Here is a 15,952-nt window from a genome sequence, read left to right on the forward strand (position 1 = left end):
TTCAGGCTTTCACTAAAAAGCTATTGTAACATAATACGATGTTGGGAATCATTCCAAGATATAAAAAAATAAACCAACTACACTCCAAAAAACCTATCAAGTAACGAAAACGACCGATTTTTACAAATTTCTATCATACCTAGTAAGTAACTTTGTGATATTATTAACCTTAGCCGAACAAGTTGAAAGTAATTAAAAATAATCTGTAACATATTGGCAACTCTTGTATCTAAATGAAAAGGAAGCGAAAACGCTTTCATATTAGATCTAACTTAACAAAAACTTATGAAAAATATTCTCTTAACATTCATTTCAGTATTTATCTCTCTGAATTCAATCGCACAAGATTCTATAATCACTCCATTAAACAATTCCTTTGATTCAGAATTAATAAAAAATGAGAATTATGAAATGAATTGGTTTATGGAAATGGACTCCTCCAAAATGGAAATAGGAAAAATTAAAACAGAGATAAAAAGAATTAAAAATAACGTTTTAATAATTACCACTGTTAAAATGAGTCAAGCTCAAACAAAATGGGTTGACACTACTCTTGCTCATATCAATAATCTTAAACCTATTTACCATTCTTCTTATAATCAGCAAAGAGATATGGTTCTTAATTTTGATGAAAAAGTAACAGGTTATTATTTTGACAAAAAGACAAATACTAAAAACGAAATATCTGAAACTACTTCAGGCAGCTATTTCGATAGCAATATGTATCCGCAATTGATAAGATGGTTGCCATTAAATAAGGGATACCACAGTGCTATCTCTATTTTTGATTATAACCCAAAAGCTAAAACCGGAGTAATAAAAGCATTTATTAAGAATATTGAAAAAGGTAAATTGCCCGGGAATAGCGATGTATGGATAGTGACAGTAACTGATGACATTTCAGATAACAAAGCTATTATGACATTTTATATTGACAGTAAAACTAGGCAAATAATTAGACAAGAAGTGGATATACAGGGACGGAAAATGGTCATGGAATTAATTAATTGATACTGACAGGACAATAATTACAAAAACGTACAGTGTAATTCACTTCCCAATTTCAAAATCCAAAAGAAAAGGTATTAACTTCTTTTGACTTTCTGATTATTATGAATGATGAAGAGAATTTTAGAGGCTGTAGCTTTTTGAACATTCTTTCAGAAATATCTAAAGACCAAGAAGAAATATTAACAATTATTCAAAATCACAAAAATGATTTAAGAAACTTCTTTAGAGAGCAAATTCAAGATGAATTATTATCAACTCATATTTATCTACTCTTTGAAAGTTCTATCATAGAAAGTCAAGTATTTAAATCAAACGAATTAATTGAAAAATCAAAAAGGATAACAGAAAATTTAATATAAATATTTAAATTATGGAACAAAAAAATCCGCATATAGAAATGAAAAAAATAATTGTTGTTTTAATCTTAAATATTCTTGTTAGCACTATTTATTGTCAGACAAATGACTCTGCCTCAATAAAATTAACTGAAGAACTTGAAAAAATATACGCAAGAGAATATATTAATGGCTTCTCTGTAGCTATTGTAAATCAAGATAGCATTCTATATCAAAAAGGGTTTGGATATTCTGACATTAAAGCAAACAAGAAATACACTAATAATACAGTTCAAAACATCGCTTCTATTTCCAAAACTTTTATTGGTATTGCATTACTTAAAGCTCAAGAACTTGGAAAACTTAACTTAGACGACCCTATAAATCAATACTTGTTGTTCGATGTAAGTAATCCACATTTCCCTAATGAACAAATTACAATACGACAATTAGCAACACACACATCGAGTATTAAAGATCCTTCTAGATATGAGAAGAATGGATATATTTTAAAAGAAAAAGAAAATAAGGGAGCTAAAGTTAATAGCAATTTTCGTTCACCTAATGAAAAAATGGATCTCGATGAATTTTTAAAAAATATTTTAAGTGAAGAAGGAAAATGGTACAAGAAAAATAATTTTTTAAAGAAAAAACCCGGAGCAATATATGAGTATTCAAATGTTGCCGCAGGATTGGCCGCCTTAATAATAGAAAAAGCTACAGATCAATCATTCAGCAAATTTACCAATGAATATATTCTTAAACCTTTAGGAATGTTTGATACCGGTTGGTCTTTTTCTGAAGTAGATTTCTCAAAACATTCTAAACTATATCAAAACAATGAAACTGAATTAGCTTTTTATCAATTGGTTAATTATCCTGATGGCGGCTTAATTACATCTTCTACAGATTTAGGGAAATACTTAACTGAACTAATTGCAGGTTATAATAGTAGTGGAAACATATTAAATAATCATAGCTATAAAGAGCTATTTAAACCACAATTGTCTGATATAAATTATACAGAAAGAAATAAAAGCACTTATAATGATGAATACAATATGGGTATTTTTATGGGAATATCTGCTCACGGACAAATAGGTCATACTGGTGGTGATCCTGGAGTTGCAACATATATGTTTTTCAATTCTGAAACTAAAATAGGAAAACTTTTAATTGTGAATACCGACCTCAAAAAAGAAGGAATAAAGGAATTTATAGACATCTGGAGAAAATTAGAAGAGTACGAAACTAAATTATAAGCCAGCTGGTAACAAGGGCTATAATTAAGACGGGTTTTAGTGCTTAATCGAAGGCTCACAACTTTTAATACCCGTACTCACCATAGCCTAAACCTTGTAAAAATGAAAACACTAAAATGCAATTTTTAAACGAAGAAATTCCAAACAATATACCTTTGGAGTTTAAACAAAATATAGTTCCTAAAAATAAAATTATCCATAAGGGAATATTTAGTCCTGACTTAAAAGAATATTATTATACGATTTCAGATAACGACTTTAAGAATTTTGAAGTTTTCGCAGTAAAAAACACTAATGGAATTTGGTCTAACCCAAAGAAAGCATTTTTTAGTAATACGTATAATGAACACGGAATGAGTTTTTCACCCGATGGAACTTCTATCTATTTTAGTTCTACCAGACCAACTAATGTTGAAGGTGTTTCTGAAACTTGGCATATCTGGAAGTCTGACAAAGTTAATGGAGCATGGAAAGAGCCCATTTTTGTAGATATACCTAACTTGAGAAATAAATTAGTTTCTCATCCTACAATTACCAATTCTGGAACCTTGTATTTTCATACAAGCAATTTGGATTATAGCGAAATGGATATTTATCAATCAAAAGAAGTGAAGGGAAAGTTTGAAGATGCACAAAAAACTTCAATTTCAATGAATATTGAAATTGGTAAATGCACACCATTTGTTTCACCAAAAGAAGACTACTTAATTTTTGCTTCAATTGGAAACGAATTGGACTTAATGATTAGTTATACTAATGGAAAAGGCGGATGGATACATACAAGAAAACTAAACGATAAAATCAATAATAAAGGACAAGGGAATCCATATGTAACACCTAATAATAAATTTCTTTTTTTTACGACTGGCGAACATTTAGATAAAGAATGGAAGGTTAAATGGGTTCATATAGAATCTGAAATAAACAATAACTAATGGCAACTTCGTATAAGGATACTGAGCGCTTTATAGCTGAACTCAAAGTTTAGGTAAAATTGAAAAATAGCAGCTATTTTTCCCTTACAACAGTTATAAATGAACCGCTGCAAGCCATTTGAAAACCGAAATTAAATTGGAAATTATTGAAATACACAAAAATGAATATATGATTTCAACCAACAAAAAAAAGTTGGACGTTTCATTAATTCATAATTTTTTGACATACGAATCGGGTTGGAGTGACGGAATTTCGTTTGAAAAAGTGGAAAAATCTATTCATAATTCTTTGAATTTTGGAATGTATTTTGAAAATAAACAAATAGGATACGCAAAAGTTATTTCCGATTATTCTACGATCGCATATTTGGGCGATATTTTTATTTTGAAGGAATATCGAGGATTTGGATTAAGCACATGGCTTATGAACGTAATTATGGAACATAAAGAATTACAAGACTTAAAACGTTGGATTTTAGTAACAAGTACAGCGGAATGGCTTTATGATAAATATGGGTTTACAAAACTGCCAAAGCCTGAAATTTATATGGAAAAATTCAATCCGAATGTTTATCGAGATGAACAATAAACGGATGCTGGCAACATATAACCAGTTACAATTTTGCATTTAAATAAAGACAGTTGGAAGTGATCATAAGTTAAAATGAAAAAATGTATCAACAATTAGAACAATTCCTTAGGGATAATTCAAGTTTTAGTAGTGAATCAATTCAAAATGTCACATCACATTTTAAACCGCTAAAAACAAAACGCAATGAAATCTTGTGTTCCGTTGGGCAAGTTTGTAAAAACTTTTACTTTATAAATAAAGGCTGTCTTAGAATGTATGAAATTGACACTAAAGGGAATGAAGCTACAGCTTATTTTGCCTTGGAAGATCAAATTATCTCGGCCATTACCAGTTTTGTTTTGCAGCAACCATCGAGAGATTTCTTAGTTTCTTTTGAACCTTCAGATTTGCTTGTTATAAGTAGGGATAGTTTTTTTAAACTTGTTGAAACCGTTCCTGAATTTAGAGAGGTCTACAGTAAATTCATGGAGTTTTCTTTTATTCACTCTCAAATGCGGATTTATAGTTTTTTAGGAATGGAAGGTATTGATAAATTACGTTGGGTTATGGAGCATGAACCTAAATTGTTAACCAGAATTTCAAGCAAAGCTGTGGCCTCATATTTAGGCATGACAAACTCTACACTTAGTAAATTACGCGCACAACTTTAAAAAATTTATACTGCATTAATGAAATCGGTGTTATAAGACAATTTCTATTTTTTCGATTCTTCTCAGCTTTGACGTATTAGTAAAATCTTCAATTTTATAATACGTGAAGGCCAACATTTATTTCATAATTGCTGCGATGTTCTTTGGACTGAATTTTCATCTTTCTAAAATTGTGTTGGCAGACATCAGCTTTATTGAAGCCATTGCTTGGCGCTTTACCCTAGCTAGCGTAACCCTGTTTTTATTGGCGTATAAAAACTTAAAATCTTTACGTTTCAATCGTTCAAATATTAAAGATGGATTTCTTGTTGGAGGGGTAGGGTCATTAGGATTTAATTTATTTTCATTTCATTAAAAACGTTGTTATATGACAACTTTTAAATTTCGAATCGGTGGCACCTTTGTAGTGTTGATGAGCACTAAAGCTCACAATTTTTAAAACATATATAATATGCCACTTACGTTAACAATAACAGAAGGAGTTTTCCCTTCAGAAAAAGTAAAGGAAGCCGTAGTTCAAATTACAAACTCCTTTTTAAAAAACCATGGTTTAACTGGTAATGCAGTTATGACACCAAACATCACAGCCAACGTACATATTGTACCAAAAGGATTCTCTTTTTCTGGTGGAGAAGAGTTTGTAGGTGCATGGGCCGAATGGAAAGTCCCTTCGTTTGCACTCGCAGATCAAGCAGTTATTAAACAACATTTTGCTGAGGTTACCGAAATTATTTACAAATTATCTGGAGGGCGACAACCTAAAGATAATATCTACGTGAATGTGGTACATGCCGTAGATGGTGGATGGAACCTTGACGGAAAAGCAATGAATAATGAAGCATTAGGAGCAGCAATTTCTAAAGGGTAATAAGTAACAGGCTTAACTACTTCGACCATCTGTTGAAGTAGTTGTTTAGACACTAATGGGAACATGAATGCTACCTTGGAAATGCGTCATTTGGAATTTGTTCGACTTAGAATTGGCTACCTAAATAATTGTAACTATTCTATTAGCCTTCACTTAAACGAACTTAAAAATTTTGGAGAGACTGATGTAAGACTATCCTTAGTTTCTGTATGGAATCTTGTTCCAGATTTTTCAGAAAAAGAGCGCGCACTATTTGCTTTGACAGATTATATTCTTTGCTCAGATACTAGTAAAAATTATGAGCAGGTTTATGTGATTTTAAAATCACATTTTAGCAAACAGCAAATTTCAGCTTTAACACAGGCCATTGAGCAAATAGACCTATGGACACGCTCCTTAAAACACTCAGAAACCTTGAGCATTTTCTAAAAAACTTCAAACTGAAAACGTTGTTATATGACAACTTTTAGACCTTAAAGTAACCTCAACTTTGCATCAGTGAACGTTTAATGTAGCGAGTGCTTCATTACTGGGTAGAAGAATAAAGTCTGCTTACAACGCTTAACTGCCACATATATGAACATCAAAGCACCGATGGTCATTAATAAAAATAACCATGAAACATATACTATTTATAGTAACAAGCACGAATGTAACTGGCACTGGTAAACAGGCTGCAGGTTACGAATTCTCGGAAGTAGCAGATCCATATTTCGAATTTACAAAGGAAGGTCATAGCGTCGATTTTGCAAGTATTAAAGGAGGTGTTCCTCCATTTGTAGGATATGACGATATACAATTAGTAAGCAAAAACTTTAAAGAAGGCAATGGTTTTAAACGCCTCAATTTCAGTCATAAATTAAGAGATATAAATATTGATGCTTATGATGCGATATTCTTCCCAGGAGGTTTGGGTCCAATGACCGATATGGTTTCTAACCCATGGGTTAAAGACGCGATTAAAAAGGTCTATGAAAGTGATCGTATAATTGGGGCTGTATGTCATGGTCCTGTAGCATTACTCAATGTCACTTTATCAAACGGGAAGAACCTTTTAGAAGGGAAGCGTATTAATTCATTTACTGAAGCGGAAGAAGATATCGATAAACATACTTTACATGATGTCATTCCATTTATGCTCGATGCCGAGTTAAAAAAGCAAGGTGCACTATTCTCAAACACAACCCCTTTTGATCCTTTTGTAGTTTGCGACGGTAATTTGATAACAGGACAGAATCCGGCATCGGCAGGAAATGTTGCTAAAGAAATGATTCGTGTCTTAGCACAATAGCCAAGACAATCTAGTATATCAGAGAACAAAAACATTTTTTTAATTCACTATTATTTTAGGCTCAAAGATTCATGAAAATGCTTCTTTGAGCTTTTTTAATAAGGTTTATTTCAGAAGTTGATAACACTATCTAGAGCATTACAAGCAGTTTTATGTATAATGTTGGCTTAGTAGCTTAGGATTGTTTTTAAGTCGCTATACTGGTATAGATTTGAGTATAGTTTACATTCGTTGTGCTAACTATTGGTCGTAAACTAGCTTTTCAAACCAGGTAGCAATTGTGTTTTCTGCTGGCTTAAAACGAGGAGAAAAATCTAAATTTTTTGGCGCGTTTTCTTCTTGTGAACGAAATGACCATTGCCAAACATAGATTCCGGCGAACCACTCTTTGTCCCATAAACTTTGAAAAAGAGCTTCGTAGGCTAACTGTTGTGTTTTGTTAGATTTTTTTCTACTCAAGTTGCTAAAAATGGAATTCCATTCCCAAGGAGTTACAGTTGCCGCCGCCTCACTTTTATAACCTACTTCGGTAAATAAAACCGGTTTATTGAGTTTTTTTGACAACGTCTCAAGTTCAAGAACAAATGGATTCCACCCTCTTTTAATGGTTTCAAGATCTGGATTATTGTTTTTTGTTAGAGGAAAATAGGCTTGAACCCCAACATAATCCAACGCTTCCCAAAAGGTATATGAGGCTATGTCATCATCCCAATTTGCAGCATAGGTTAATTTTCCAGAATACACTTTTTTAATATCCCTAATTAAACCCTGCCAGGCTAACGGTTGATGTTTAATTGACGTTCTAAGTTCTGTGCCAATACAGAGCAGTTCAACATTGTTTTGTTCCGCTAATTGTGCATAATGAATCATGTGTAGGCGATACGACTCAAACCATGTATCCCATTCTTTATCTGATGCGAAGTTGATGTTAGATCGCCACCCATCAGACAACCATAGATGCGGTTTGAGCATTATTTTTATTCCTTTCTCTTGAAACTGATGAATCATTTTTATAAATGAAGAATCTCTTCTAGTCCAACTGCCTACTTTGTCCGGCGCAGACTTGGGGTTAGAATATTCATTTTTCTGATGAATAAAAGGTACTATTGCTACCCATTCAATGTTTGTTTTTACTATATCTGAAATACCTTTTTCATTTGTACCTTCAAAACCGAACACATGCATTCCTCTGTGCTTACCATCAATAGCATACAGGTTTTTAGATGTGCCAGAAGTATTTTCTACAGAATAGTCCCAGGTATACTCATATCTTTCGTTGTTATTGTTGTAGTCAATTATTTTATAACTAACGATTAAAACAAGTAGCGGAAATAAAACCCGAAACCCGATTTGTTTTAAAGAAGTTGAAAGCCCTCTTTTTTTATAAACTCTAAAAAAATAACGAATCAATACAAAGAGAATGTAAATACTAACAAAGAGTATATGTACCGATATTAAAAAGTCTAAATATGCCGCTAGTTCAAAAAAGCGAGTAATAGATTTTAGTAATGATTCATTGGAACGAAAAAACAGCAGTAAAACGATTCCAACGAAGAAAAGAACCCAAGTAATCAAATATATGAGAATAGCTTTCTTAAATTCTTTTTTTAGGTTCATAGCAGTCTGAATGTAATAAAACTATAGGTCTCAATTATCGTTGTATGTTACACCTTTATCAAAAAAGAGCTTGTTCTGCCATGTGTGATTTCTAGAATTCAATTCTAAGCCATTCGATTTCCGTCTTGAGTACGAAAGGTTTCAAAAGAAATGTTGGAGCTTTTTTATTTTTTGGGCACAGCATTTTGTATTTTTTTAATAACAATCCATCTTCAACTGCCCGTTGTGTTGAAGTTCATCCAGGCCAATCGTTGAATTCTCAGCAAGCAATTTTTCAAGCATATCGAGAATGTCGTGTTGCATGGCTAACGAACCACAAATCATTATGATCCCGCCTTCCTTAATCGTTTTGAAAACAACCTCTTTTTGCTGTACTATCAATTCCTGAACGTACTGTTTATTTCCTTCTCTTGAATAACTTTTGTAGAGATTAGTATTCTGATTTTGTGTTATAATCTCATCGTACATACACGATGAAGAGACTTTTTTTCCACCCCAAAATAAATGAATCTCTGTATTGTGATTTTCTGCCATCATTCCCAAAAATGGTGCGATTCCTGTTCCATTTGCAATTAAAACTGCAGAAGGTGTTTTCTTAGGAAGGTGGAAATGGGTATTTGTATGAATGGCAACTTCTATAGCATCGTCTTCTTTTAGCGTATACAAATAAGAAGAACCTTTACCAAACGGGTGTTTCTTTACACTTAATAAAATCTCGTTTCTTATTCGAGCGATGGAATATTGACGAGCAACATCAGTTCCTTCGGGAAAAATAGATAACAAATCGCCAGACACAAATTTCACTTTTCGTTTGGCTTTAAGTCTTATTAAAAAGGTGTCATCCACATTTAATTCGGTGCGTTCAACTACCTTAAAAAAGACTTTTTTATATTTTAGTTTCTTAGTTTTCGGTTTTTCAACGGCAATTGAAATGTTTAATCGTTCGCTGAATTGCTTTACCCAATTATTAAAATCTGCCACATCTGCATTGTTGATTTTATAAAGCGGAAGCACGGGTTGAAAATTCTGGTGTGTTTGCAAAAGTGCATCTACTTGTATAGAAAACTTGCAAAAATCTGCATACTCCAAAGAGCCGAACCCAACCACTGCATATCTAATTTCATTCGGTTGCTCGATAGTTGGAAAAATAGCTTTAAAATTCCGGGCATTGGTTGGTGGTTCACCTTCGCCATAGGTTGATGTAAGTATAATAATGTGTTTCGCTTTCGCGAAAACGGCATAGTTATTTAACTCTGTCACGTACACTTTCTTTCCAATCTCACTTAATGCATTATATAATCTTCTTGCAAAATCGAAACTTGTTCCCGTTTCTGAACCTACTAAAAGCACAAATTCGCATGCGTCCTTATCTGGCATTTCTGTAGTTGTGGATACATTTTTTCTACGCTTCAAAGTCATTGCAAAACCCGAATACATAAAAAATAGAATTGATGCACTTGCGAGTAGTAATACGATAGACCACAATACATTTCCTTCGCCTGTATGCAATAACCAGCTTACACGGGAAGCCAATTGTAAAAATGGATATTCAACACTACTTATAATCTGTCCCGACTCCTGATGAACCCTAATTTCTTTATGCTTCAGTGCAATCTGAAAATATTCTTCTGGGTCATCAGAAAACGGAAAGTCAACTTTTCGGATCTGGTCGAGCGTAGTTTGCCTGAAAAAAGGAATGTCGGCAATACTTTCAACATTTTGTATTTCATTTGAAATTATACTTTCCTGATGTGCTATTGAAGTATCTGGAAGTAACTCAAATTTTTCGGCAGAAAGATATACGCCTGTAAATGCGAGTATGACGATAGGAATAAAGAACCATCTGCTTAAAATAACGTGGTACCGTAATTCAAAATAATCCTTATGTACTTTTGAGAACAAGCGTTTAAATCCGCCCTGTCTTTTGGCTAAAAGCAATAATCCTGTAATTGTAATGAGTAGCAATAATAATGAAATCAGGCCTACAAAAAACCGCCCGATACTTTTCAGAAATAAGGAACGATGTAGATTGGTTGCAAAACTGTAAATAAATGGGCGCTCTTGGACTTTTCCTAATTGTTTACCTGTCTTTGCATCGATGTAGATATCGAGCGTTTCCATATCTGTAGTAAGTACAGATGCTTTTACAAAACCAGATAATTCTACTTCCAGCGAAAAAACTTCGTCATAAGTAGACTTTAAAGCATCAACTGTTGTAGCCAATGACACTTCATCCACTGCTTGTACTGCAAAGCCTTTGGCTTGATGAGAAATAGGCTCGACTGCTAAAATCACTCCCGTAACCGAGGCAATAAGCAAAAACAAAGAGGAGGCAAGCGCAAGAACAAAATGACTATATCGCCAGATGGAAAGGGTCATAAGAGAGCGTAGCTTTTTATAAATCGATACTTCATTTTATGTTTTTACTGCGGAAGCATTCTTATGTAACGAATAAACCCTTTCCCTTCTTTTTTAGCTTTGAGGTTTTCTGCAGTTAGCTCAAACTGGATATCATCAACATAATATTCTTGGTCTTCTACCGAAGTTTCAAAACGTAAGCTATACCCTTTGTCAATCTTATCTTCAGGTATTTGTAAAACGGTTACGGTACGCTCGCCACCACTAATAGTTGCGCCAGAAATAGCATCAATATCAGGACGGTATTTTCCGTAGAATTTCCACCATTCGGGAATTTCGCTATACCACTCGCTGTCCTTGCCTTGCACATAAAGAGTCTCTTCATAGTTGCCCTCTTGATTCAATAATGAAACCACTACATAAGCACCTTCGCCAGTATAGTTAGTCATTTGGATAAGACATTTTACAGCTTTAGAATTGGTAGTTGTAAATGCAGTGAGTAAAAGGCCTGCCAATGCGATGGCAGGAATGATTTTAAATAGATTCTTCATATTACTTTAAAAAATTTAATGAGATACTTTGTTTTTGTAAGAGTTCGTTTTCGCTTGCCAAATCATAGACTGTTTCTTCAAAATCAGTTTTAATTTTAGTGTCAGCACCTATTGAGATTAGGTATTTCATTATCTCGTCATTTTCAGATTTCATTGCTGCGATGTGCAAGGGGGTAAGACCTTCTTCATTTTTTGCATTCATATCCATATCGAAATTTGAAAGACGTTTCAATAATTCTAAATTAGTGTCTTTGGCAGCAAAATGAAAAAGTGTGTTGCCTTCAGCTTGGGTGGTATTCATTTTAACTCCTTTCTCTTGAACTAACTTTAATTTAGCGTCAAAATCAGCAGCATTTCTACTATCGTAAGATGCTACTACATAATAAGCGATTGTATTTCCTTTGGCATCTTTTGCAAAAGCGTTACCACCTTTTTCCATTAAAAAATTAACTACCTCTGGGGTGTTGTTTTGCATTGCGAGCATCATAGCCGACTGGCCATTATTGTTGGTAGCATTGAAATTTTTTACGTTTTTGGAAAGTAGTTTTATCATGACCAATTCATTACGTGAAGCGGCATTAAGAAATGGCGTATTACCATCGCTATCTTTCTGGTTTACATCTGCACCAGCAGTTAGGAAAAGTTTAAAAATAGTGGCGTCGGTGTTGCTATATGCCAATCGATGTAATGGTGTATAGCCCTCTTTGGTTACTATATTGGGCTCAAGACCGAGACTTTTCAGATATTCATACACCGCAAACGGATTGCTATAGTCACGACCACCTTGTGCGGCAAACAGGAAAGCATTGCCGCCTTCTTTGTTTAAGGATTTGTAATCCACGCCCTTTTTAGTAAGCAATTTCAGAAAATCTATATTTCCTTTTTTCGTGGCATAATTAAAAATACCATCACCATTATTGTCTTTACCATGGATGTCAAAACCTTTGCTTGTAAAGTATTTTAATTCTTCTTCATTAGATAATGAGGATGCAATCAGTAAAAGTAGGTTTGCACCATTTTCATTTTTTTCATCTGTAAGTTTGACACCGTGTTTTTCAAAAGCATCATATAAAGCTTTGTCTTTTTGGCCACCATTGGCAGCAAAGGTAAGCGGTGTATTGCCGTGGCTGTCTAATTCGGTTATTGATGAACCTTTATCCAATAAATATTCGACTATTTCTATATTTCCAGCATAGGCAGCCCAATGCAAATAAATACGGCTGTCGTGTGTTTTCTTATCTACGGAATTACCTTCCAAGGACAAAAGGTATTCTACCACATCCTTATTTGCTTTTTCAAGTAGCGCATAAACAGTCGCGTCAAATGCATTGGAATTAAAAATCGTAGCATCATTACCTTCGGTTACTTTTTTCTTTACGGTCTCCAAATTGGGATTTCCCTTCCAAAAGGAACGTTCAAGTAAAACATTATTTTCTTGAGCAACTGCCACTATATTCATAAAGAGGATAGCAAGCAGTACTATTTTTTTTATTGAATTCATATTTTTATTTCTTTATAAAAGATTCGATAATTCCATCTATTTCGGCTTCTTCTTTATAGCCTTCTTCTTCGAACAGGAACTTATAAAGTGGTTTATTATCCACTTTTTCTTCAAGGACAAGGTCTTTGTTGCGTTTATATACTTCATCCCACTTGGTGCGAACCAAGGCCCATTTTTTTTCATTGTCTTTCCACCATTGAGCAGCGACAGCACATGTACTGTCGGCCACTTTTTTATAGGTGTTATATCCCTTTTCTTTTGCCAAAAGCACATCATCTTTGCCTGGTTCACGAATAATTTTTGAATTATCCTGGTCGTGCAGCCAACCATAGTCTGTAATTTCCTGACGGTTGCCACGCATCAACACATTATAATCACTACGGGTTGTGTATTCACGTCTTGCCAAAGGTGCGGATGCCGTGTTTTCCCAATAGCTTTTCCCATCAACGTGAACCCAAGAGGCAGTGCCTTCATACCGAGGACTGTCATCTACCTGATATACTTTTTGCGTCCATTGTCCCTTAACTTCAGAAGCAGGTACTTTTTTAAAAGTCCATTTAGTATCTGCGTCATAGGTGTACAAATCTGTGTTTTCAAACAACCAGTCTTGACGCCAATGCTTTACAACCATAGGTTCGGCTGGATTGCCTACTTGTAATAAATGTTGAATTTGAATTGTATCATTTTTATTGGTGACTAATTGTGCCCATTCCAACCCTTTGTCCACTTTTGTTTTTGAAGGTTTATATAGGGAATCGTTACTGTAATTGAAAGTTTCTGCAAAGTTAAAAGTGACTTCATAACAGCCACACATTTTCTTAATCGCTTCTAGGTCTTCTTGCTTTTTTGAAATTTGAGACATGCCACTTATTGAAAATAATAGTACCAATAAGGTGTATAAAGGAGGTTTCATCATTTACGGATTTAAAATTCTTCAGCAAAAATAGTTATTTTTATTTATTCTAAATAAGAATAACTAGATATTTGCCGTCTATAAAGATTCATGATAAATGATATTACGGATAAAATAGTGGTTTTTAGTCTTTTGTGTTTTATTTCTTTTACAAAAGCGGCATCACAAGAAGTAAAAGACACTGCCAAAGTGAATGAACTATAGGAAGTTATCCTCACAGCTACACGTACCGAAAGACAACTTTCATCCTTACCTTTAAAATTAATCAAGGAAATTAGTGTCTTTAAGGTTGCCGAAAATACTACTATAAGAAAAAAATACTGGATATATTGAAGCAACGAAGAGACGAATCTTCCTACGAATATAAAGTGACATAAAAGTTCTTTGAAGTATATCCTGAGGCTAAAAAACAACTACGCACCACACAAAAAGGTACGAAAATGCTCGCTCTCGTCACATACATTGTTGCTATTTTTGGCCCCCATCAGTCATAGTAACTACTTCTGAAATTGATATTGCCAAGTAGTTACGGTTCTTCAGCAGATGAACAGAAATTTTAAAAACACTTGGGCTAAAAGAAATTAAAGTTTTTAATCTTTCAGAAATGTATCTTCTCTTGTCATTATTTTGGTTTTATGATGACATTTTTATTTTGTCTCTATGTGTTTAAAAACAATATTGTTGAAATAAAATAATTAAGTACCTTTCACTCATAACAATAGCGGAAAAGGTGCCCATAGAAAATCAATTCAATCTTGTAGATGCCATTAAAACTAACAACCAAGTAGTTTTAAAACAACTGTATCTTCATAATTATAAAAAGGTAGAATTGTACATTCTTAAAAACAATGGATCTATGCCCCAGGCAAAGGATATCTATCAAGAAGCTTTTATCGCGGTTTGGCAGAACATAAAAGAAAATAAATTTATTCCTACAAACGAAACGGCCGTGCAAGGGTATTTATATACTATTGCGAAAAATAAATGGCTCGATGTATTAAAGTCCTCCAAGTATAAAAAAACGGTATCCTATGCAAATAAAGGTATAGAAGAGACATTTTCTGAAACAATTGAAAGTGAAGAGGTACATGAAAAAGATGAAAAACTTCAGTGTACTATGCACGCTTTTAATCGGTTAGGCGAAGCTTGCAAGGAGTTACTGAAGTTGTTTTATTTCAGTAAAAAATCATTGCGCACTATCGCTGAAGAACTCGCTATCGAAGAAGCATCTGCCAGAAATAAAAAATATAGATGTATTCAGAAATTACGTGAACTAGCACTATCCCCAAACGCCCATTAAATTTTGAAAAGAAACGAAGACATATCGCAGGAAGAATTTGAACGTATTGAAAACTATCTCAATAACGAGCTTACACCGGATGAGAAAATAACTTTCGAAAAAGCGATACAGGAAGACCCCTCAGTAGGCAAAAAAGTAGCGGAGGTTAAACAACTTCTATTTGGTATTGAAACTGCAGTGCTGAAAAATGATCTCGATACATATCACGAAGAATTGAACCCAGTAAGAAAGGTACACACTGAACATTCAGATACAATTGAGATACCTAAAAAAACCAATACCATGGCACTTGTTTATTCAATGGCTGCGGCCATTGTAATTGCATTTGGGATATTTTGGTTTATGAAAGATTTAAATACACCAGAAAGAGTATTTGCAAAACATTTTAAACCAGACCCAGGATTGCCAACGGTTATGAGCACTACAAATGATTATTCTTTTTACGAAGGCATGGTAGATTATAAACGGAAAGAGTATGGTGTCGCTATTACTAAATGGAAAAAGTTACTCCCTGAAAAAGAAAACAATGATACTCTGGACTATTTTTTAGGTGTAGCCTATTTAGCTGAAGGCAATGCTGAAAAATCTCTGGAATATTTAGAGCCTACACAAAAATTCAGCAACGGCATTTTTAAAGAAGATGCACCCTATTACAAGGCTTTGGCAAAAATAAAGCTAGGACAGATTGAGGAAGCAACAAAACTTTTGAAAGCGTATCCTTCAACCAGAAATAAAGAACTATTAAATGATCTCAACAAATAAAACCTT

At 33.7% G+C, this 15,952-nt stretch carries 17 protein-coding genes; 12 read left to right on the forward strand and 5 right to left on the reverse strand.

From position 1 onward, the window contains the following. Positions 1–285 precede the first annotated feature (285 nt). From ACQ2HF_RS05320 to ACQ2HF_RS05365, 10 genes are all read left to right on the forward strand, one after another. Positions 286–1,011, forward strand: a complete 726-nt coding sequence (locus tag ACQ2HF_RS05320; RefSeq protein WP_432412489.1) for a hypothetical protein — start codon at positions 286–288, stop codon at positions 1,009–1,011. A 101-nt stretch (positions 1,012–1,112) separates the two neighbouring features. Further along, entirely contained in the window at positions 1,113–1,370 is a 258-nt protein-coding gene (locus ACQ2HF_RS05325; RefSeq protein WP_432412490.1) for a hypothetical protein, read from the forward strand. 11 nt (positions 1,371–1,381) lie between these two features. After that, the gene (locus ACQ2HF_RS05330) at positions 1,382–2,608 is read left to right on the forward strand and encodes a serine hydrolase domain-containing protein (protein ID WP_432412491.1); all 1,227 of its coding nucleotides are present in this window, start codon (positions 1,382–1,384) and stop codon (positions 2,606–2,608) included. Positions 2,609–2,724: 116 nt separating this feature from the next. Next, on the forward strand, positions 2,725–3,543 hold the full coding sequence (locus ACQ2HF_RS05335; RefSeq protein WP_432412492.1) for a hypothetical protein: 819 nt from the start codon (positions 2,725–2,727) through the stop codon (positions 3,541–3,543). 118 nt (positions 3,544–3,661) lie between these two features. After that, positions 3,662–4,132, forward strand: coding sequence for a GNAT family N-acetyltransferase (locus ACQ2HF_RS05340; protein ID WP_432412493.1), 471 nt, complete (start codon positions 3,662–3,664; stop codon positions 4,130–4,132). 83 nt (positions 4,133–4,215) lie between these two features. Then, entirely contained in the window at positions 4,216–4,785 is a 570-nt protein-coding gene (locus ACQ2HF_RS05345; RefSeq protein ID WP_432412494.1) for a Crp/Fnr family transcriptional regulator, read from the forward strand. A gap of 103 nt (positions 4,786–4,888) precedes the next feature. After that, complete coding sequence (locus tag ACQ2HF_RS05350) at positions 4,889–5,140, forward strand: EamA family transporter (RefSeq protein WP_432412495.1); 252 nt, start codon at positions 4,889–4,891, stop codon at positions 5,138–5,140. A 96-nt stretch (positions 5,141–5,236) separates the two neighbouring features. Beyond that, positions 5,237–5,653, forward strand: coding sequence for a hypothetical protein (locus ACQ2HF_RS05355; protein WP_432412496.1), 417 nt, complete (start codon positions 5,237–5,239; stop codon positions 5,651–5,653). 63 nt (positions 5,654–5,716) lie between these two features. Continuing rightward, positions 5,717–6,082 carry a carboxymuconolactone decarboxylase family protein gene (locus ACQ2HF_RS05360; RefSeq protein WP_432412497.1) on the forward strand — a complete coding sequence of 122 codons (366 nt, stop codon included), beginning with the start codon at positions 5,717–5,719 and terminating at the stop codon, positions 6,080–6,082. 187 nt (positions 6,083–6,269) lie between these two features. Next, positions 6,270–6,944: a type 1 glutamine amidotransferase domain-containing protein gene (locus ACQ2HF_RS05365; RefSeq protein ID WP_432412498.1), complete on the forward strand. Its 675-nt coding sequence runs from the start codon at positions 6,270–6,272 to the stop codon at positions 6,942–6,944. 240 nt (positions 6,945–7,184) lie between these two features. Here the strand turns inward: ACQ2HF_RS05365 and ACQ2HF_RS05370 are convergent, their stop codons facing one another. From ACQ2HF_RS05370 to ACQ2HF_RS05390, 5 genes are all read right to left on the reverse strand, one after another. Then, the gene (locus ACQ2HF_RS05370) at positions 7,185–8,561 is read right to left on the reverse strand and encodes a glycoside hydrolase family 113 (RefSeq protein ID WP_432412499.1); all 1,377 of its coding nucleotides are present in this window, start codon (positions 8,559–8,561) and stop codon (positions 7,185–7,187) included. A 195-nt stretch (positions 8,562–8,756) separates the two neighbouring features. Beyond that, entirely contained in the window at positions 8,757–10,940 is a 2,184-nt protein-coding gene (locus ACQ2HF_RS05375) for a PepSY domain-containing protein (RefSeq protein WP_432412500.1), read from the reverse strand. Between the two features lie 44 nt (positions 10,941–10,984). Continuing rightward, positions 10,985–11,470, reverse strand: a complete 486-nt coding sequence (locus tag ACQ2HF_RS05380; RefSeq protein ID WP_432412501.1) for a DUF2271 domain-containing protein — start codon at positions 11,468–11,470, stop codon at positions 10,985–10,987. Position 11,471: 1 nt separating this feature from the next. Next, on the reverse strand, positions 11,472–12,971 hold the full coding sequence (locus tag ACQ2HF_RS05385; protein ID WP_432412502.1) for an ankyrin repeat domain-containing protein: 1,500 nt from the start codon (positions 12,969–12,971) through the stop codon (positions 11,472–11,474). A gap of 4 nt (positions 12,972–12,975) precedes the next feature. Beyond that, positions 12,976–13,884: a DUF6607 family protein gene (locus ACQ2HF_RS05390; protein WP_432413054.1), complete on the reverse strand. Its 909-nt coding sequence runs from the start codon at positions 13,882–13,884 to the stop codon at positions 12,976–12,978. Between the two features lie 730 nt (positions 13,885–14,614). Here ACQ2HF_RS05390 and ACQ2HF_RS05395 point away from each other — a divergent pair. After that, positions 14,615–15,184 (forward strand): RNA polymerase sigma factor, encoded by a 570-nt coding sequence (locus tag ACQ2HF_RS05395; protein ID WP_432412503.1) that lies wholly within the window; start codon positions 14,615–14,617, stop codon positions 15,182–15,184. 3 nt (positions 15,185–15,187) lie between these two features. Continuing rightward, positions 15,188–15,946 (forward strand): tetratricopeptide repeat protein, encoded by a 759-nt coding sequence (locus tag ACQ2HF_RS05400; protein WP_432412504.1) that lies wholly within the window; start codon positions 15,188–15,190, stop codon positions 15,944–15,946. Positions 15,947–15,952: the final 6 nt, after the last annotated feature.

The sequence above is a fragment of the Rasiella sp. SM2506 genome (genome assembly GCF_050859505.1).
In the GTDB taxonomy this organism is placed as follows: domain Bacteria; phylum Bacteroidota; class Bacteroidia; order Flavobacteriales; family Flavobacteriaceae; genus Marinirhabdus.

Excerpts from the sequence above, each read along its gene's own strand:
- ACQ2HF_RS05320 (WP_432412489.1), top strand. The coding sequence starts at position 286 with ATGAAAAATATTCTCTTAACATTCATTTCAGTATTTATCTCTCTGAAT.
- ACQ2HF_RS05325 (WP_432412490.1), top strand. The coding sequence starts at position 1,113 with ATGAATGATGAAGAGAATTTTAGAGGCTGTAGCTTTTTGAACATTCTT.
- ACQ2HF_RS05330 (WP_432412491.1), top strand. The coding sequence starts at position 1,382 with ATGGAACAAAAAAATCCGCATATAGAAATGAAAAAAATAATTGTTGTT.
- ACQ2HF_RS05335 (WP_432412492.1), top strand. The coding sequence starts at position 2,725 with ATGCAATTTTTAAACGAAGAAATTCCAAACAATATACCTTTGGAGTTT.
- ACQ2HF_RS05345 (WP_432412494.1), top strand. The coding sequence starts at position 4,216 with ATGTATCAACAATTAGAACAATTCCTTAGGGATAATTCAAGTTTTAGT.
- ACQ2HF_RS05355 (WP_432412496.1), top strand. The coding sequence starts at position 5,237 with ATGCCACTTACGTTAACAATAACAGAAGGAGTTTTCCCTTCAGAAAAA.
- ACQ2HF_RS05360 (WP_432412497.1), top strand. The coding sequence starts at position 5,717 with ATGAATGCTACCTTGGAAATGCGTCATTTGGAATTTGTTCGACTTAGA.
- ACQ2HF_RS05365 (WP_432412498.1), top strand. The coding sequence starts at position 6,270 with ATGAAACATATACTATTTATAGTAACAAGCACGAATGTAACTGGCACT.
- ACQ2HF_RS05370 (WP_432412499.1), bottom strand. The coding sequence starts at position 8,561 with ATGAACCTAAAAAAAGAATTTAAGAAAGCTATTCTCATATATTTGATT.
- ACQ2HF_RS05375 (WP_432412500.1), bottom strand. The coding sequence starts at position 10,940 with ATGACCCTTTCCATCTGGCGATATAGTCATTTTGTTCTTGCGCTTGCC.
- ACQ2HF_RS05380 (WP_432412501.1), bottom strand. The coding sequence starts at position 11,470 with ATGAAGAATCTATTTAAAATCATTCCTGCCATCGCATTGGCAGGCCTT.
- ACQ2HF_RS05385 (WP_432412502.1), bottom strand. The coding sequence starts at position 12,971 with ATGAATTCAATAAAAAAAATAGTACTGCTTGCTATCCTCTTTATGAAT.
- ACQ2HF_RS05390 (WP_432413054.1), bottom strand. The coding sequence starts at position 13,884 with ATGAAACCTCCTTTATACACCTTATTGGTACTATTATTTTCAATAAGT.